This window comes from Pseudomonadota bacterium, from assembly GCA_039815145.1.
Classification (GTDB): Bacteria; Pseudomonadota; Gammaproteobacteria; order Steroidobacterales; family JBCBZW01; genus JBCBZW01.
This window is the reverse complement of the sequence record JBCBZW010000011.1, coordinates 65,041-81,961: the sequence shown is the minus strand read 5'-3', so window position 1 is coordinate 81,961 and position 16,921 is coordinate 65,041. Positions and strand designations below refer to the sequence as shown.

Here is a 16,921-nt window from a genome sequence, read left to right as displayed (position 1 = left end):
TCGAGGAGATCGCGTGAAACTGACCCTGCATACGGAGGCAGGCGTACACCTGGTCCGCGCCTACCGACCGGGCCAACTGCGCCTTGCGGATCGCGAGGTGGATACGCCCGTGCTGATGAGTCCCAACGAGCTCGTATGCCCTTGGGATGCCCCGCCCGTGGAGACGCTCGATCTGAAGGCGCTGAAGCCGTTGCTGGCCTGGCAGCCCGACATCGTCGTGCTCGGCACCGGTCCGACCCAAGCGTTCCCGCCGGCGCTGCTCATCGCCGACCTCGCCGAGCTCGGCATCGGCCTCGAAGTCATGGGCACCTCGGCGGCCTGCCGCACCTACAACGTGCTGGTGGTGGACGGGCGCCGGGTGGCGGCGGCGCTGATCCTGTAGGCGATCGCGGCACGAACGCGGGGGTCAACGACCGCGATCGCGGGCCGGCAGGTAGCGCAGAGGATCGACGGGCTTGCCGTTGACGCGGATCTCGAAGTGCAGGCGGGGCTGCTGCCCAGGACCGAGGCCCATGCGAGCGATGCGCTGCCCTGCCCGCACGTCATCCCCCTGGGAGACGAGGAGCGCGTCGTTGTAGCCGTAGGCGCTCAAGAAGGTATCGTCGTGCTTGATGATCACCAGGTTGCCGTAATAGCGCAGGCCACTGCCCGTGTACACCACTCGGCCGCTCGCGGCGGCGCGTACGCCGTCTCCCTTCTTGCCACCGACGTCGATACCGCGTCCCGCCTCGGCGGGGTCGCTGAAGGTGGCCACCAGGGGGCCACTGGCGGGCCAGCGCCAGCTCAAGGAGGACGCCACAGAGTTGGTTGGCGCCGGCGTACGCTTCGGCGGTGACGTAGGTGCTGGCGTCGCCGCGGTGCCCTTGGGTGGCTTAGTCGATGGCTTAGGCGTCGGCGACCTGCTGGAGGTGGACGGGGGAGTGCCACGGGCGACTCGCGTCGACTTGCTGCGCCGCTTGGCACCTGACGGCTCGCTCAGCACCAGGCGCTGACCAGGGTGAATCAGGGAGGGGTTGTCGAGGCCGTTCCAACGGGCGAGGTCACGCCAGTCGAGCTTCAAGCGAAAGGCGATCGAGTAGAGCGTGTCGCCGGGCAACACCGTGTAGTGCGTGGGTTTAGCGGGCTGGTAGGGCGTGTCGTCCTGGGTCACGATCACGCACGCGTTGAGTAGCAGCAGCGTCGCCCAGGCGGCCAGGGCGACGCCCACACGCCGCGGAGGCAGCTTCACCCGGTCACTGACGCGCCCGGCCCGCATCGCTCAGTGCCCGATGGTGAGCGCCACGATCAGCACGGCGATGACGAGCACCAGGGCCCACCCCAGCCACTCCACGTGACGGCGTACGGCGGCCTCCATAGCGGGACCGCCCGCCTTCATCAACCCGGCCACCAGGAAGAAGCGTGCTCCGCGCCCGAGCAATGACATCAGCACGAAGCCCGGCAGGAACATACCGAGGGCGCCCGCGGCAATGGTGAACACCTTGTACGGGATCGGCGAGAACCCCGCTGCCAATACGGCTAACAAACCCCATCGGTCGAACCAGCTACGAGCGAGCTCGTAGGCGTCGACGTATCCAGCACGCTCGAGGAACGGCGTAATGCTCTCGATGGCGAGCACGCCGATCAGGTAGCCGAACAAGCCGCCGGCCACCGACGTGGCGGTGGTGATCGCGGCCAGAAACCAAGCCCGCGTCGGGCGCGCCAGGGTCATCGGGATCAGCATGACGTCTGGCGGGATGGGGAAGAAGGACGACTCGGCGAAGCTCAAGCCGCCGAGGTACCAGGTGGCCTGCGGCGTGCCGGCCCGGCCCATCACCCAGCTGTACAGGGCACTGAACCAGCCGCCCTCGCCGCTCAAGCGCGGCCCTCGACCAAGGGCACGAACACCACCGGGTCCAACACCTCCTGCTCGAAGTGATCGCCCTGGCGGCGAATGCACAGGAGCTGCTGCGCCCGACGTCCGCCGACGGGGATGACCAGGCGACCGCCTTCGGCGAGCTGGGACTCGAGCATCGCCGGCACCCGTGCCGGCGCCGCCGTGCAGAGGATCGCGTCGTAAGGGGCGTAGGTGGTCCAGCCCTGCCAGCCGTCGCCGTGGCGCAGGTGCACGTTCGAGAGTTTCAGGGCGCGCAGCTGCTCGCGAGCACGCTCGTAAAGCGGGGCCAAGCGCTCGACGCTGTAGACCATGCGCACGAGACCTGCCAGCACCGCGGTCTGGTAGCCGCAACCGGTACCGATCTCGAGCACCTTTGCGGGCTTGGGCGTCGTTGCCAGAATCGCTTCGGTCATCCGCGCCACCACCCAGGGCTGGGAGATGGTTTGGCCATGGCCGATGGGCAGGGAGCTGTCCTCGTAGGCGCGACTGGCGAGGGCCTCGTCAACGAACAGATGGCGAGGCACCTCTCGCATCCGATCGAGCACGGCCGTATCCGTGATGCCCTGCTCCGCCAAGCGCATGACCAGTCGCTCACGCGTACGCGCCGAGGTCATGCCGATGCCCGACGAGTATCCGTCCCCGCCCCTCATGCGCCCAACTCCGACACCCAGCCAGCGAGGCTCGGCAACGCCGAATGGCGCGTGAGATCGACCTGCAAGGGGGTGATGGACACGCAGTGTTCGGTGAGGGCGTGAAAGTCCGTCCCCTCCCCCGCGTCCTGCTCCTCGCCGGCGGGTCCTACCCAATAGATCCGTGCACCGCGTGGATCGGTCGATGCGATCGCCGGCTCCGCCTTGTGTCGATGGCCGAGGCGCGTGCTGCGATAGCCGCGAAGCTCCTCGACGGCGACCGCGGGCACGTTGACGTTCAGGATCGTGTCTGCGGGCAAGGGGTCGTCGATCAGGCGCCGCACCAGCTCGGCCGCCACATGGGCGCCCGTTGGCATGAAGCGACTGCGCGGCGAGCTCGAGGACATCGCGATGGCGGGCAAGCCGAGAAAGCGCCCCTCCATCGCGGCGGCGACAGTGCCCGAGTACAACACGTCATCGCCGAGATTAGGTCCATGATTGATGCCGGAGATCACCATGTCCGGCTCGAAGTCGAACAGCCCCCCGGTCACGGCGAGGTGCACACAATCGGTCGGCGTGCCGTTGGTGAAGTAGACGTCCTCCGCATCCTTCCAGACGCGGATGGGTTGCTCCAAGGTGAGCGAGTTGCTGGCGCCGCTGCGATTGCGGTCGGGCGCGACGATCACCGTCTGCTCGACAAGCGGCGCGATCGCATCGCGCAAGGCGCGGATGCCCGGCGCGCGATAACCATCGTCGTTACTGATCAGGACCTTCATGCAGTTGCATAGTCTCATGTGGTGCGGCGTGCCGCGGCGGCCTTGCGGGCCCAAGCGCTACTATACTGGATCGAGCGGGTCCCCACGCCCGCATTCAACACTCGATCGGCAACAACAGCGAGGACCCATGGCCGGCGGCGACGACGCTGACGAACAGCAGCAGGAGGCGCAGCGCCTGTTTCGCGAAGCGATGCGCGATGTGCGCCGGCTGGAGGCGGAGGATCCACCCGACGTGCTCATGCGCGCGCGCGATCCTGTGCGTCCGCGGCCGCGACCGTCCGACGCACCCTCGGCGGCGGATCGAACGCCCACCCCAAGCGCCATGGCCGACGCGTTCGCCGCGCAGAACCTTCCGAGGGTGGGACGGGGCGAGCCCCTCGAGTACCGTGCCCCCGGTGTCGCCACCTCCACCTTGCGACAGCTGCGGCGAGGTCAGTATCGGGTGGAGGGAGGCGTCGATCTGCACGGCCTCACCACCGCCCGGGCCACGAAAGTGCTGAGCGACTTCATGGCGGAGGCGCGCGAGGAACGGGCGCGTTGCATTAAAGTGGTACACGGCAAGGGGATCGGAAGCGGCGATCGTGGGCCCGTGCTCAAGACCCTCGTCAACGCCTGGCTGCGCGAGCAGCCCAACGTCCTCGCCTTCGTCTCGGCGCCAACCGAAGACGGCGGCACCGGCGCGGTCTACGTACTCCTACGCCGACCGCGGCGCGACGCCGAGAGCTGACGCAACCTCAGCGCTTGGCAAGGCGCGCTACCAACGCCTTCATGGAGGCCTGCGTCTCATCGCTGAACCAGACCTCCGCCATGCGCTGGCCGAGCCCTTCCTGGCGCAGCACCTCGAAGCGCGTGAGCAGCGCATGGCGCGCGTAGCGCCTCGTCTCGCGCTGCGCAATCGGCGGAAACGCCGCTAGGCGACGCGCCTCCTCCAGCGCCCGGGGCACCACCTCGTCCACCGCCACCACCTCGTCGACCAGACCGGCCTCGAGCGCGTCGTCGGGGGGTAGCAACGCCGCGAGGCTCAGCAGGCGCTCGGCCCGTGCAGCGCCCACCAGCCGAGCGTAGGCGTCGACCACGACGGGCGGCACGGGCAGCCCCACCTGCACTTCGTTCAGCCCGATCGTGTACTTGCCCTCCGCCATGATGCGGTAGTCGCAGAACACGGCGAGTACGGCACCGCCGGCGGGGCTATGGCCGGTGATCGCCGCCACCACGGGCACGGCACTCGCAGCGATCGTGTGCATGAGGTCAATGAAGTCCTCCCACACGGTAGCGATCGTCGGCCGATCGAGCTGCAACAGGGTGGGCACGTCGAGGCCGGCGGTAAACATGCCCGGCCGCCCGGAGATGACCACGGCGCCGGCCTCACCCCCCGCCGCCTTGATCTGGTCGCGCAGCGTCGCGATCAGGTGAGGGTCCAGGGCGTTGACCGGCGGGCGCGCCATGCGCAGTTCCCGCACGCCGCCCTCGTGGTCGATCACATCCACGGTGTCACTCATCGTCAGTCTCCTGCTTCGCTCGCCCGCGCGGTTGCGCGCGAGCGGTCGGGTTCGTCGATATCGGCCAGCTCGCGCACCAGGGAGGTGGCGTAGCTACCCGCGGGTAAGGTGAAGCGAACGCACGCCGTGCGCTCGTGCTGCTCGATCGTGGCGCCCTCGGCGCACGCGCGCAGGGGACGACGCTGCTGGCGCAGGCCGCCGCGGGCCAGCCCCGTCGCGAAGCCTTCGTGGGCGGCCGCCACCGCCTGCTCGAGCTCGGCGATGCTCGCGCCGGTGGCGAGGTCGCCCGCGCCCCACAGGGGGCCGCTCGGATGGATGTCGAAACAGGCCAGGCGCTCGGCCAAGGCGTCGTCGGGGGTGTCGACGGCGAACCAGCTCTGTGAGCCTGCCAGCATGGCCGCATCGCCCGCGAGCAGCCGGTTCCAGCTGCCCTGCGCCACACGCTCGGCGAGCACCGTATCGAAGAGCAAACTGCGCGCGGACGACAGCGCCATGCTGCGCTGCTCGCGCTTCAGGCGCCGCCCCTTCCCCGAGAACAGGCTGCGGGCACTGTCGAGGTTGCGCTGGCCGTAGCGTTGCGCACCAAAGTAGTTCGGAAACCCGTGCGCGAGCACATAGGCGAAGCGATCCGTTAGGTCCGCATCCAACTCGCGAAGGGTCAGGGTGAAGTGATTCGCCCGATGGGTGCCCCGGCGCAGCTTGCGGCCATGGCGGGCGCTGCTCAGCACCTCGACGCCTTCCACGTCGAGCTCGGCCAAGGGCGGGTCCTCGCGTCCTCCCATGCGCAGGGAGAACCACTGACGGGTCACGGCATGGCGGTCCTTCATACCGCTGTAGCTCACATCCGCCGGGGGTATCTGCGCCCAACGGGCGAGCTGGCGAGCGACCCAGGCCGTGTTGGCACCGGTCTTTTCCACTCGCAGCAAGAGGTGCTCGCCGCTGCCGTCAGGCTCCAGCCCGAGGTCCTCGTCGACCATGAAGTCCTGAGGCTCGGCGCGCAGGACGCAACGGGTCGCGGGCGCACCCTGGGCCCGAGGCGGGGCGAGGGGTGTGTCGGCGGGTGCGGTCGGGAGCGCTGGGGGCTCGCTCACGGCGTCGGCGAGGCGTTGCCGATGCGCAGTGCGCGCGTGGGCGATCGGTAGAAGGTCTCGTCGTCGCGAATCATGCCGAGATCGGTGCGGGCGCGTTCCTCGATGGCGCCGAGGCCCTCGCGCAGATCGGCGACCTCCGCGTCGAGCTTGGCATTGCGCCGCACGAGCCCGGCGTTCTCCTCCCGCAGCTGATCCAGCTCAGCGCCCAGGCGAAATACCTCGCGCAGCCCCTGCGGCGTCAGCCACAGCTGGTACTGCAGCAGCACGAATGCAGCGAGCAGGCTGATCAGGAGTGCGCGGAAGGCCATCGTTTCGGTGCCCTAGGCGAGGAGATCCAAGTTGAAGGCCTTGGCGCCGGGGTACACGGCCGCGTCGCCCAAGGCCTGTTCGATGCGCAGGAGCTGGTTGTACTTGGCCATGCGATCGGACCGCGAGAGCGAACCGGTCTTGATCTGCGTGGCGCTGGTGCCCACGGCGATGTCGGCGATCATGTGGTCGGAGGTCTCGCCCGAGCGGTGTGACACGACCGCGCCGTAGCCGGCGGCACCCGCCATTTCGATCGCCTGCAAGGTCTCTGTGAGGGTGCCGATCTGGTTCGGCTTGATCAGGATGGCGTTGGCGATGTTGCGATCGATGCCCTCGCGCAGGATGGCGGTGTTGGTGACGAACAAATCGTCGCCGACCAACTGCACCTTGTCGCCGACCGCCTTGGTGAGCAGGTCCCACCCATCCCAGTCGCTCTCGTCCATGCCGTCTTCGACGGAAATGATCGGGTAGTCGCGGGTGAGCGTGGCCAGGTATTCGACGAAACCGCCCGCATCGAAGCTGCGGTTCTCCGCAGCGAGCGTGTACTTGCCGTCGGCGTAGAACTCGGAGCTGGCGACATCGAGGCCCAGGTACACATCGCTGCCCACCTTCAGCCCGGCCTTCTCGATGGCCTGCATGATGGTCTCGAGGGCCACCGCGTTGGACGGCAGGTCGGGGGCGAAGCCGCCCTCATCGCCCACCGCCGTGTTCAAGCCCTGACCCTTGAGCACGCTCTTCAGGGCGTGGAACACCTCAGCGCCGTAGCGCATGGCTTCGGTGAAGTTCGGTGCGCCCACCGGGAGGATCATGAACTCCTGGATGTCGAGGGCGTTGTCCGCGTGGGCGCCACCGTTGATAATGTTCATCATCGGCACGGGCAGCTGGCCGACCGAGGCGGCCACGCCGGCGGTGGCGGCCAGGCGCTGATACAGAGGCTGGCGCGTGGAGATGCTCGCCGCCTGCGCCGCAGCGAGGGAGACGGCCAACAGGGCGTTGGCGCCGAGGCGGCCCTTGTTGTCGCTGCCGTCGAGGCTGATCAGGCGGGCATCCAGCGCGGTCTGATCGAGCACGTCCATGCCGACCACCACGTCGCGAATCTCACCGTTGACGTTGGCCACTGCCTTGCTGACGCCCTTGCCCAGGTAGCGAGCCTTGTCGCCATCGCGCAGCTCCACCGCTTCGCGCGTGCCCGTGCTGGCGCCCGAGGGCACCGCCGCGCGCCCGAGCGAGCCGTCTTCCAGCAACACGTCTGCCTCCACGGTGGGATTGCCCCGGGAATCGAAGATCTGGCGGGCGACGACGTTGCTGATGTTGGTCATGGGCGGGGTACTCCGCGGTCCGGTGGTGATTGATTGGCCGCGTATTCTACAGGGTTGTTTCGGCGAAACCTTCAGACTTTACCAGGCGGTCCAGGGCGATCAGTGTTCGCAGCAGGGGCTCGAGCTTGCCCAGGGGCCAGGCGTTGGGGCCGTCGCTCAGAGCCTTCTCGGGATCCGGATGGGTTTCCATGAACACCCCCGCCACCCCCGCGGCGACCGCTGCCCGGGCCAGCACGGGCACGAATTCCCGCTGGCCGCCAGACGCGTGGCCCTTGCCACCTGGCAGTTGCACGCTGTGCGTGGCATCGAACACGACGGGACAGCCCGTCTCGCGCATCACCGCCAGCGAGCGCATATCGGACACCAGGTTCTGGTAGCCGAAGCTGAAGCCGCGCTCGCAGACCATGATCTGCGCGTTGCCGGTGGCCCGCGCCTTGTCCACCACGTTGCCCATCTCCCAGGGCGAGAGAAACTGCCCCTTCTTGATGTTCATCGGCTTGCCAGCGGCGGCGACGCGTTGGATGAAGTTGGTCTGACGGCAGAGGAATGCCGGCGTCTGCATCACATCGACGACCGCCGCGACCTCCTCGATGGGCGTGTCGTCGTGCACGTCGGTGAGCACGGGCACGCCGATCTGTTCGCGCACAGCCTCGAGTATCTTGAGCCCCTCGTCGATACCCGGGCCGCGAAAGCTGCCGGCGGAAGAGCGGTTCGCCTTGTCGTAGGAACTCTTGTAGACGAAGGGAATGCCTAACTCTTCCGTCAGGTCGCGTAGGGCGCCTGCCGTCTCCATGGCCATCGCTTCACTCTCGATGACGCACGGACCGGCGATCAGGAACAGCGGGCGCTCCAGACCCACCTCGACGCCGTTGAGCTTCACGGGGAGACGCCCAGGCTGCTCAGGCGCTCGCCTCACGCGGCATCATGCCCTCGCGGTAGGCACGGGCGGCGCGCACGAACCCTGAGAACAGCGGATGGCCATCGCGCGGATTGGAGGTGAACTCCGGGTGGAACTGGCAGGCCAGGAACCACGGGTGATTGGGCACCTCGACGATCTCCACCAGGTCATCGGCGGAGCGACCGGAGAAGCGCAGGCCCTGGGCCTCGAGCTGGCCCATGTAGGTGTTGTTGAACTCGTAGCGATGGCGGTGGCGCTCGGAGATGGTGAGATCGCCGTACAACTGGTGGGCCAGGGAGCCCGGCCGCAGGCGGCACTCCTGGGCACCCAGGCGCATGGTGCCACCGAGGTCGCTGTCCACATCGCGCTGCTCGACGGCGCCGCTACGGTCCCGCCACTCGGTGATCAGGCCGATCACCGGATCCGGCGTCGCCGGATCGAACTCTGAGCTGTGGGCGGAGGTGAGGCCCGCCACGGAGCGCGCGTACTCGATCACCGCCACCTGCATGCCGAGGCAGATGCCGAGGTAGGGAATGCGCTTCTGACGCGCGTAGCCGGCGGCCAGGATCTTGCCCTCGATGCCGCGCTCGCCGAAGCCGCCGGGCACGAGCACCGCGTCCATGCCGGCGAGGCGGCCGGGGCCATCCTCCTCCAGGCTCTGGGCTTCGATGTAGTGCACCCGCACGCGCGTGTGGGTGTGCACGCCGGCGTGCATCAGGGCTTCCGTAAGGCTGATGTAGGAGTCGCGGAAGTCCACGTACTTGCCCACCATCGCCACGTCGACCTCCGCTTCCGGATTGGCCCGTGCATCCACCACCCGCTGCCAATCGTCGAGCTGAGCCTCGGGCACCTCGAGGCCGAAGTGCTCGGCAACGATATCGTCGAGACCCTGGCCCTTCAGGATGAAGGGGATCTTGTAGATGTCGTCTGAATCGTGGCAGCAGATCACGGCGCGCGGTTCCACGTTCGTGAACAGGGCGATCTTGCGCCGCTGCTCCTCGGGAATCATCTTCTCCGCGCGACACAGCAGAATGTCCGGCTGAATACCGATCGAGCGCAGCTCCTTCACCGAGTGCTGCGTCGGTTTGGTCTTGATCTCGCTCGACACGCTGATGTACGGCACCAGGGTCAGGTGCATGAACAGCGAGTTGCGTACCCCCACCTCCACGCGGAACTGGCGAATCGCTTCCAGGAACGGCAGGGACTCGATGTCACCCACGGTGCCGCCGATCTCCACCATGCATATGTCCGCGCCGTCCGCGCCCTGGCGGATGCAGCGGATGATCTCGTCCGTGATGTGCGGAATGACCTGCACGGTGGCGCCGAGGTAGTCCCCCCTGCGCTCCTTGCGGATCACATTCTCGTAGATGCGCCCGGTGGTGAAGTTGCTGGAGCGGCTCGTGGTGTGGCGCACGTAGCGCTCGTAGTGCCCCAGGTCGAGATCGGTCTCGGCGCCGTCGTGGGTGACGAACACCTCGCCGTGCTGAAAGGGACTCATGGTGCCTGGATCGACGTTGATGTACGGATCCAGCTTCATCATGCTGACGCGCAGACCGCGCGCCTCGAGCAGAGCTCCCAAAGAAGCCGAGGCGATGCCTTTCCCCAACGAGGAAACGACGCCGCCGGTCACGAAGACGTATTTAGTCATGAGAGGGAACCCCGTCTGTGCGGATGCAAAAGGCGCATCAGCAAGCCGGGAGTAGAAACTACCAGATTCGGTCCCTAACGACAAAGGAAAGCGCGACCGACCGCCCCGTCAGTGCACGCTCGGGTGCCCCTCCCAGCGCACTTCGAGGGCTGGCGCGTCGGGTCTCGCGGCAAACTCCGCGGTTACCGCCAGGCCGGCGATGGCGACGATCGCATCCCCCTGACACAGGAGCGGGATGCGCCCGCGCATCCATGGCACCACCCCCCAGTCCTGCAGCAGGTGCTTCAGGGATCGGCTGCCCGCACGCCCGACCAGGCGAACGCGCTCCCCGCCGCGGCGAAAACGCACGCGCACCGGAGCGGCGTGCCAACGCTCGGGATCGACGCGCAAGCCCCCCACCCCCGGCGCCACCGGGGCCACCGCGAGGCGCCCCAGCGCGGCGGGAAGCGCCAAGCGGTCATCGGCGCTCGGCAGCGGGTCATCGAGGCGGATCTGCGCGGGGCACACGAGGTAGAGGTGATCGCGATAGCGGCGCAGAGCGACCTCCTCCCACTCGAGGCTCGGCAGGGCATCCTGGGCGCAGGTGAGGAGGTCATCGAGGCCCTGGCGCAGGCGCCGCTCCGGCGGCGGCCGATACCCGCGGGCGCGACACCAAGCGCGCACGAGGTTGCGCTGACGATCGCCACCCAAGGGCGCGAGGCTCACCACCGGCAAGCGATCCAATACGGCCAGTTCGGCACCGGCGTCCACGCGGGCGAGGGCGTCGCCCTGGGCCGCGGCGGCTCCGCAGTGGGCTGCACTGCGCACCGCGCCCGCCGCGATCGACGGCCAGCGTGCCCGCAGCCGCGGCACTACCTCACGGCGCAGATAGCTGCGCGCGTGACGCGGATCGGCGTTCGAGGGGTCGTCGACGTAGGTGAGGCGATGGTGGTGCGCATAGGCCGCCACCTGTTCGCTCGACCAATTCAGCAGCGGTCGCAGGTGCCAGCCCTTCCCTCGCCGCTGTACGGAGGGCATTCCCGCGAGGCCCTGCACCCCTGCTCCTCGGGCCAGGGCCAGCAGCACGGTCTCCAGCTGATCGTCCGCGTGATGCGCTGTCAGCAGGCGCCCTTGTGCGGCGAGGTGCTCGAGCAAAGCGGCGTAGCGCGCTTCGCGAGCGACTGCTTCCTCGCCACCATCGCCGGCCCGTCGCGCCAGGGTCAGGCGCTCGACCGCGAGCGCCACGCCGAGTTGCCCCGCCTGTTGCTCACAGTGTGTTGCCCACGCGTCCGCTTGCGGGTGCAGGCCATGGTGGATGTGAACCGCTTGCAACTGGCAGCCGGGCAGCGCGCCGGCGGCGCTGAGGGAGTGGACCGCGTGCAGCAGCACGCTCGAGTCGCGGCCGCCGCTGTAGGCCAGCAGCAACTGGCCCGGTGGGACATCGGGCGGTTGGGCGAGCGGATCGAGTAACAGGTCGCTCGCCGGCGGGGTCGCCTCGCCGGTCAGGCGGCCCCGTCCTTGAACATGCCGAAGTTGGCGAGGCGCTGATAGCGCGCGGCCACCAGATCCTCGGCAGGGATGCCGCTGAGCTGATCGAGGAGCTTGTCGAGCGCGCTGACGAGCGTCTTCGCCATGGTCTTGGGATCGCGATGGGCGCCGCCGAGCGGCTCGTCCAGCACCTCGTCGATGAGTCCCAGGTCGTACAGACGGTCACCCGTGATGCCCATCGCTTCCGCCGCGTCCTCGGCCTTCTCCGCACTGCGCCAGAGAATGGAGGCGCAGCCCTCGGGGGAGATCACCGAGTAAATCGAGTGTTTGAGCATCAGCACCCGATCACCGACGCCGATCGCCAGGGCGCCGCCCGAGCCGCCCTCGCCGATCACGACGCACACGATGGGCACGCTGAGGCGCGCCATCACCGTGAGGTTGCGGGCGATGGCCTCGCTCTGGCCGCGCTCCTCCGCACCGATGCCCGGGTAGGCGCCCGGGGTGTCGATCAAGGTGATGATCGGCAGCTTGAAGCGCTCAGCCATCTGCATCAGGCGCAGGGCCTTGCGGTAGCCTTCAGGACGCGCCATGCCGAAGTTTCGGCGCACCTTCTCACGCGTATCGCGGCCCTTCTGATGGCCGAGGATCAGCACCGGGCGCCCCTCGAGGCGGCCGATCCCGGCGATCAGGGCAGGATCATCGCGAAAGGCGCGATCTCCGTGCAGTTCCTGAAAATCCGTGAACATCATGTCCACGTAATCGAGGGTGTACGGGCGAAGCGGGTGGCGTGCCAGGCGAGCGATCTGCCAGGCGCTCAGGTTGGAGAAGATCTGCTCCGTCAGCGCGCGGCTCTTCTCTTCGAGCTTGGCCACTTCCTCATTGATGTTGATCTCCGAGTCGCCGGTGACGTGGCGCAGTTCGTCGATCTTGGCCTCTAGTTCGGCGATCGGTCGCTCGAAGTCGAGAAAATCCGTATCCATGTTCGCGGTCAAATGGGCAACCCCGATAACGACTTGTAAGACCGGCTGGGGTGCGCCATCGCTGGGCGACGGGCGTTCCTGGCATGCCGATACTGGTTGAAGCCCGCAACCTTAGCGGGCGTGCGCCGGGTCCACAAGCAACTCACAGGGGAACACGCCGCCTACGCGTCGAGTTGCTGCGCGTAGACCAGCCGGACCCGGCGACCGCCGGTCAAGGAGTGGAGACGGTCGAGGAGCTGGCGGGTTGGGCGCACCCGCCACTCATCGCCGAGGGACAGGCGAGCGCCGGCTTGAGCGCTGCGGTAGAGCACATTCACCTGGCAGCAGCCGGGCGCCTTGAAGGGGCTCAGCGCCTCGCGCAGCTCACTGGCGAAACGTTGGGCGTCCTCGCCGCTATCCACGTCCGCAGGCGCTTGCCAGAAGATGTCCATGCGCCGGGCACACTTCTCCCAGAGCTGATCGAGGTCCATGATCTCGCGAGCGTCCCCACGCCATGCGTCGCTGTAATCGTCGTAGCGCAGGATACAGTCCACGATCAGGATCGTGTCCTTGACGATGGCGTTGCGCGCCCGCTGGTACAGATCGTCGTTGACCACGATCTCCATTCGACCGCTGCGGTCATCCAGCATCAGCATCAGGCGTTGGCCGCGCTTGCGGATATCCACCAGCAGGCCCGCCACGCGTACGTTGCGACGACCGGCCGAATACGCGCGTTCGCGTTGCGCCTGGGTCGGCTCTTCGGCCTGCAGCTCACCGAGCCGACCGCTGGTCACCTCGGCGATCTCCGCCTCGTACTGGGCGAAGGGATGGCCGCTGAGGTAGAGCCCCAGCGCGTCGCGCTCGTACTTCAAGCGCAGGCTCTCCGGCCACTCCGGCCGCGGCGCCGCGCGCGGGGCGCTGGCGGTGTCTGCCGCCGCCAAGGGCGCTTCCGTGGCGGCCAGGCCGAACAGGTCGTCCTGCCCCGCCTCGCTGGCTCGAGCGCGTTGCTCGGCGGCGCGCAGGGCATCGCCCAGCTGCGCGTCCAGGGTGGCTCGGTTAGCACCGATGCTATCCATGGCACCGGAGCGAATCAGCCCCTCCAGCACGCGGCGATTGATCCGCTGCAGATCGATGCGGTCGCACACATCATGCAGGCTCGTGTAGGGCCCACCCCGCTCGCGTTCTTCGATCACCGCTTCTACCGCACCGCGCCCGACGCCCTTGATGGCGCCGAGGCCGTAGCGAATGCCGTCGCCCTCGGTGGTGAAGTAGTAGTCCGAGGCGTTCACATCCGGCATCTTCACCTCGAGCTTCATCTCGCGGCAGGCATCGACCAGATGCATGAGCTTGTCCGTGTGCTCGAGGTCTGCGGACAGCACGGCAGCCATGAAGGCGGCGGGGTAGTGGGCCTTCAGCCAAGCGGTGTGGTAGGAGAGCAGCGCGTAGGCCGCCGAGTGTGACTTATTGAAGCCGTAGCCGGCGAACTTCTCCATCAGGTCGAAGATGTGGGTCGCCACATCCTCGTCGACGCCGCGCGCCAACGCCCCTTCCATGAAAATGTCGCGCTGCTTGGCCATCTCCTCGGGTTTCTTCTTGCCCATGGCGCGACGCAAGAGATCGGCGCCGCCGAGGGAGTAACCGGCCAGCACCTGAGCGATCTGCATCACCTGCTCCTGGTACAGGATCACCCCGTAGGTCGGTTCCAGGATCGACTCGAGCTCCGGGTGCGGGTAGGCGATCGCCGCCAGGCCATGCTTGCGCGCGATGAAGTCGTCCACCATGCCGGACTGCAGGGGGCCGGGGCGGAACAGGGCGACGAGGGCCACGATGTCCTCGAAGCGGTGCGGCTGCAGGCGCTTGATGAGGTCCCGCATGCCGCGCGACTCCAACTGGAACACGGCCACGGTGTCGCAGGCCTTGAGCAGATCGAAGGCGGCGCTGTCGTGCATGGCCACGCGGCGCAGATCTAGGGGCTCCTCGCCGGCACCCGCACGGGCCACGTCGATGGTCTTCACCGCGCGGTCGATGATCGTGAGCGTGCGCAGCCCCAGGAAATCGAACTTGACCAGACCGATCGCTTCCACGTCGTCCTTGTCGAGCTGGGTGACCTTGTTGCCGCCCCCCTCTTCGCACACCAGCGGGGTGAAGTCTGTGAGTTCGCCCGGGGCGATGACCACGCCGCCGGCGTGCTTGCCCGCGTTGCGCGCCAAACCCTCCAAGGAGCGCGCGAGATCGATCACCGCGCTCACCTCCTCGTCGCTGTGGTACTGGCGCTTGAGCTCCTCGTCCTGCTCCAGGGCCTTGTCCAAGGTCATGCCGATCTCCATCGGGATGAGCTTGGCGATGCGATCGACGAAGCCGTAGGGATGCCCCAGCACGCGGCCGACGTCGCGCACCACGGCGCGCGCGGCCATGCTGCCGTAGGTGATGATCTGGGAGACTCGATCGCGGCCGTAGCGATCGGCGACGTAGTCGATCACCCGGTCACGGCCGTCCATGCAGAAGTCGATATCGAAATCGGGCATGGACACGCGTTCGGGGTTCAGGAAGCGCTCGAAGAGCAGGTCGTACTCGAGGGGATCGAGATCGGTGATGCCCAAGGCGTAGGCCACCAGGGAGCCCGCGCCCGAGCCACGGCCGGGCCCCACGGGCACGTCGTTCTCGCGCGCCCAGCGCACGAAGTCCGCCACGATGAGGAAGTAGCCAGCGAAGCCCATGCTCTGGATCACGTCGAGCTCACGGGCGAGGCGCTTGTCGTAGACCTCCTGGGCGTGCTCCGTTGGGTGCTCGATGAGCTTCGGTCCTAGGCGGCGGGCCGACTCCTCGGCGAGGAACCGGTTCTCGTCGTAACCGTCCGGCAGCTCGAAGTCCGGCAGCACGCTCTTGCCGAGGGTCAGCTCCAGATTGCAGCGCAGGGCGATCTCGACGCTATTCTCGAGGGCCTCGGGGAGATCGTCGAACAGGTCCGCCATCTCCTCGACGGTGCGCAGGTACTGCTCCTGCGTGTGGCGACGGGGTCGGCGCCCGTCGGCAAGCGTGTAACCGTCGTGGATACACACGCGAGCCTCGTGCGAGTCGTACTCCTCAGGCTGGAGGAAGCACACGCCGTTGGTGGCCACCACCGGCACGGCGAACTCGGCGCTCATCAGCACCGCATCCGCCAGGTACTCATCCTCGCCCGGGCGACCGATCCGCTCCAGCTCGACGTAGTAGCGATCTTCGAAGACGTCCAACCAATGCTGGAGGCGCTCACGGGCCAGGGGCGCACGGTTCTGCACCAGCGCCTGCCCGACATCGCCGTCCATGGCCCCGGACAGGGCGATCAGGCCTTGGGTGGCCTGTGCACTCAGCCACTCCCGCTCGACCCGGGGACGTCCGTCGTGCAAACCGTCGAGGTACGCGCGAGTGAGTAGATTCGATAGGCTACGGTAGCCGGTGGGATCCTGGCAGAGCACCGTGAAGCGGTAGTCCGCCTGCCGTTCCTCGTGTGCGGCGATGGTAAGATCGGCACCGATGATCGGTTTGACGCCGGCCTTCTCCGCGGCGCGGTAGAACTTGACCATGGCGAACACATTGTTGTGGTCGGTGATCGCCACCGCGCCCATACCGTTGTCCGCCACCCGGCGCACCAAGCCGGGGATACGCACCACGCTGTCGATCAGCGAGTACTCCGAGTGCACGCGCAGATGGACGAAACCGCTCATGCCACGCCCTCGGTCCGCTCGCGCAGGGCGGCGTCGACAGGGGCGAAGCTGCGCCTGTGCAATGCGCAGGGGCCGGCATCGCGCAGCGCCTCGAGATGCGATCGGGTGGGATAGCCCTTGTGCTTCTCGAAGCCGTAGGCGGGAAACCGCGCGTGCGCTTGCACCATGTGCTCATCGCGCCAGACCTTGGCGAGGATCGACGCGGCGCTGATCGACGCCACCGTCGCATCGCCCCCGATTACCGCCTCTGCCCTCGCGACACCCTCTGGCAGGGTGGGTAGCTGGCGGCCGTCGATCAGGGCGCGGTCGGCGGGGCCGTCGCTGACCACGCCGGCGAGGGCGCGCGTCATGGCGAGAAGGCTGGCCTGCAGAATGTTGAGGCGATCGATCTCCTCGACCTCAGCGCTGGCAATACACCACGCCGTCGCCTGCTCGCGGATCTCCCCTGCGAGGCGCTCGCGCTGGCGCGCGGTGAGCTTCTTCGAGTCCTTGAGCCCCTCCGGGACCCGCCGCGGATGCAACACCACGGCCGCCGCAACCACCGGGCCGGCCAGGGGCCCGCGGCCCACCTCATCCACGCCGATAGCCCAGCGCCGAGCGCGCACGCCACGGCGGCCGCCGCAATGCACGCTCGCCCCCGGCAACGGCAGCGGCTCGGATGCCAAACCGCGCTGTTTTGCTGCCACCCTGGTGCTCCCGTCGACCAAGCTACCCCCCTGTCGCCCACGTAATCGCCTCAGCCCCAATCGGCC

16 protein-coding genes are annotated in these 16,921 nt (G+C 67.9%); 2 read left to right on the top strand and 14 right to left on the bottom strand.

What is annotated here, in order from left to right; all coding sequences use genetic code 11:
* Window positions 1–382, top strand: a 382-nt coding sequence (locus AAF184_05380; GenBank protein ID MEO0421744.1) for an MTH938/NDUFAF3 family protein, incomplete at its 5' end; no start/stop codon positions are given.
* Window positions 383–406: 24 nt separating this feature from the next.
* On the opposite strand, the gene AAF184_05375 is transcribed toward AAF184_05380, so the two are convergent.
* The 4 genes from AAF184_05375 to surE are packed head-to-tail and all read right to left on the bottom strand — an operon-like array spanning window position 407 to window position 3,278.
* Window positions 407–1,228 (bottom strand): peptidoglycan DD-metalloendopeptidase family protein, encoded by an 822-nt coding sequence (locus AAF184_05375; protein ID MEO0421743.1) that lies wholly within the window; start codon window positions 1,226–1,228, stop codon window positions 407–409.
* A gap of 30 nt (window positions 1,229–1,258) precedes the next feature.
* Complete coding sequence (locus AAF184_05370; GenBank protein MEO0421742.1) at window positions 1,259–1,810, bottom strand: YqaA family protein; 552 nt, start codon at window positions 1,808–1,810, stop codon at window positions 1,259–1,261.
* A 41-nt stretch (window positions 1,811–1,851) separates the two neighbouring features.
* The gene (locus tag AAF184_05365) at window positions 1,852–2,523 is read right to left on the bottom strand and encodes a protein-L-isoaspartate(D-aspartate) O-methyltransferase (GenBank protein ID MEO0421741.1); all 672 of its coding nucleotides are present in this window, start codon (window positions 2,521–2,523) and stop codon (window positions 1,852–1,854) included.
* Window positions 2,520–3,278, bottom strand: coding sequence for a 5'/3'-nucleotidase SurE (surE, locus tag AAF184_05360; GenBank protein MEO0421740.1), 759 nt, complete (start codon window positions 3,276–3,278; stop codon window positions 2,520–2,522). The genes AAF184_05365 and surE overlap by 4 nt, the downstream gene beginning before the upstream one ends.
* Before the next feature lie 127 nt (window positions 3,279–3,405).
* On the opposite strand from surE, the gene AAF184_05355 reads away from it, so the two are divergent.
* Window positions 3,406–4,005, top strand: a complete 600-nt coding sequence (locus tag AAF184_05355; GenBank protein ID MEO0421739.1) for a Smr/MutS family protein — start codon at window positions 3,406–3,408, stop codon at window positions 4,003–4,005.
* A 7-nt stretch (window positions 4,006–4,012) separates the two neighbouring features.
* Here the strand turns inward: AAF184_05355 and AAF184_05350 are convergent, their stop codons facing one another.
* The 10 genes from AAF184_05350 to AAF184_05305 all read right to left on the bottom strand — a co-directional run bounded on the left by AAF184_05350 (window position 4,013) and on the right by AAF184_05305 (window position 16,798).
* Complete coding sequence (locus AAF184_05350; protein MEO0421738.1) at window positions 4,013–4,777, bottom strand: enoyl-CoA hydratase/isomerase family protein; 765 nt, start codon at window positions 4,775–4,777, stop codon at window positions 4,013–4,015.
* A 2-nt stretch (window positions 4,778–4,779) separates the two neighbouring features.
* The gene (locus AAF184_05345) at window positions 4,780–5,868 is read right to left on the bottom strand and encodes a tRNA pseudouridine(13) synthase TruD (protein ID MEO0421737.1); all 1,089 of its coding nucleotides are present in this window, start codon (window positions 5,866–5,868) and stop codon (window positions 4,780–4,782) included.
* On the bottom strand, window positions 5,865–6,176 hold the full coding sequence (locus AAF184_05340; GenBank protein MEO0421736.1) for a septum formation initiator family protein: 312 nt from the start codon (window positions 6,174–6,176) through the stop codon (window positions 5,865–5,867). Before AAF184_05340 ends, AAF184_05345 begins: the two co-directional genes overlap by 4 nt.
* A 12-nt stretch (window positions 6,177–6,188) precedes the next feature.
* Window positions 6,189–7,493: a phosphopyruvate hydratase gene (gene eno / locus AAF184_05335; protein MEO0421735.1), complete on the bottom strand. Its 1,305-nt coding sequence runs from the start codon at window positions 7,491–7,493 to the stop codon at window positions 6,189–6,191.
* Window positions 7,494–7,539: 46 nt separating this feature from the next.
* Window positions 7,540–8,373, bottom strand: coding sequence for a 3-deoxy-8-phosphooctulonate synthase (gene kdsA, locus AAF184_05330; GenBank protein MEO0421734.1), 834 nt, complete (start codon window positions 8,371–8,373; stop codon window positions 7,540–7,542).
* A 19-nt stretch (window positions 8,374–8,392) separates the two neighbouring features.
* A complete protein-coding gene (locus tag AAF184_05325) occupies window positions 8,393–10,039 on the bottom strand; it encodes a CTP synthase (GenBank protein MEO0421733.1) in 1,647 nt (548 codons plus the stop codon).
* Window positions 10,040–10,147: 108 nt separating this feature from the next.
* Window positions 10,148–11,443: a tRNA lysidine(34) synthetase TilS gene (tilS, locus tag AAF184_05320; protein ID MEO0421732.1), complete on the bottom strand. Its 1,296-nt coding sequence runs from the start codon at window positions 11,441–11,443 to the stop codon at window positions 10,148–10,150.
* Window positions 11,444–11,520: 77 nt separating this feature from the next.
* On the bottom strand, window positions 11,521–12,486 hold the full coding sequence (locus AAF184_05315) for an acetyl-CoA carboxylase carboxyltransferase subunit alpha (protein ID MEO0421731.1): 966 nt from the start codon (window positions 12,484–12,486) through the stop codon (window positions 11,521–11,523).
* Window positions 12,487–12,647: 161 nt separating this feature from the next.
* Window positions 12,648–16,169 (bottom strand): DNA polymerase III subunit alpha, encoded by a 3,522-nt coding sequence (dnaE, locus tag AAF184_05310; GenBank protein MEO0421730.1) that lies wholly within the window; start codon window positions 16,167–16,169, stop codon window positions 12,648–12,650.
* Window positions 16,166–16,798 (bottom strand): ribonuclease HII, encoded by a 633-nt coding sequence (locus AAF184_05305; protein MEO0421729.1) that lies wholly within the window; start codon window positions 16,796–16,798, stop codon window positions 16,166–16,168. The genes dnaE and AAF184_05305 overlap by 4 nt, the downstream gene beginning before the upstream one ends.
* Between the last annotated feature and the right edge of the window lie 123 nt (window positions 16,799–16,921).

Excerpts from the sequence above, each read along its gene's own strand:
- AAF184_05370 (MEO0421742.1), bottom strand. The coding sequence starts at position 1,810 with ATGGGCCGGGCCGGCACGCCGCAGGCCACCTGGTACCTCGGCGGCTTG.
- AAF184_05365 (MEO0421741.1), bottom strand. The coding sequence starts at position 2,523 with ATGAGGGGCGGGGACGGATACTCGTCGGGCATCGGCATGACCTCGGCG.
- surE (MEO0421740.1), bottom strand. The coding sequence starts at position 3,278 with ATGAAGGTCCTGATCAGTAACGACGATGGTTATCGCGCGCCGGGCATC.
- AAF184_05355 (MEO0421739.1), top strand. The coding sequence starts at position 3,406 with ATGGCCGGCGGCGACGACGCTGACGAACAGCAGCAGGAGGCGCAGCGC.
- AAF184_05350 (MEO0421738.1), bottom strand. The coding sequence starts at position 4,777 with ATGAGTGACACCGTGGATGTGATCGACCACGAGGGCGGCGTGCGGGAA.
- AAF184_05340 (MEO0421736.1), bottom strand. The coding sequence starts at position 6,176 with ATGGCCTTCCGCGCACTCCTGATCAGCCTGCTCGCTGCATTCGTGCTG.
- eno (MEO0421735.1), bottom strand. The coding sequence starts at position 7,493 with ATGACCAACATCAGCAACGTCGTCGCCCGCCAGATCTTCGATTCCCGG.
- AAF184_05325 (MEO0421733.1), bottom strand. The coding sequence starts at position 10,039 with ATGACTAAATACGTCTTCGTGACCGGCGGCGTCGTTTCCTCGTTGGGG.
- AAF184_05315 (MEO0421731.1), bottom strand. The coding sequence starts at position 12,486 with ATGGATACGGATTTTCTCGACTTCGAGCGACCGATCGCCGAACTAGAG.
- dnaE (MEO0421730.1), bottom strand. The coding sequence starts at position 16,169 with ATGAGCGGTTTCGTCCATCTGCGCGTGCACTCGGAGTACTCGCTGATC.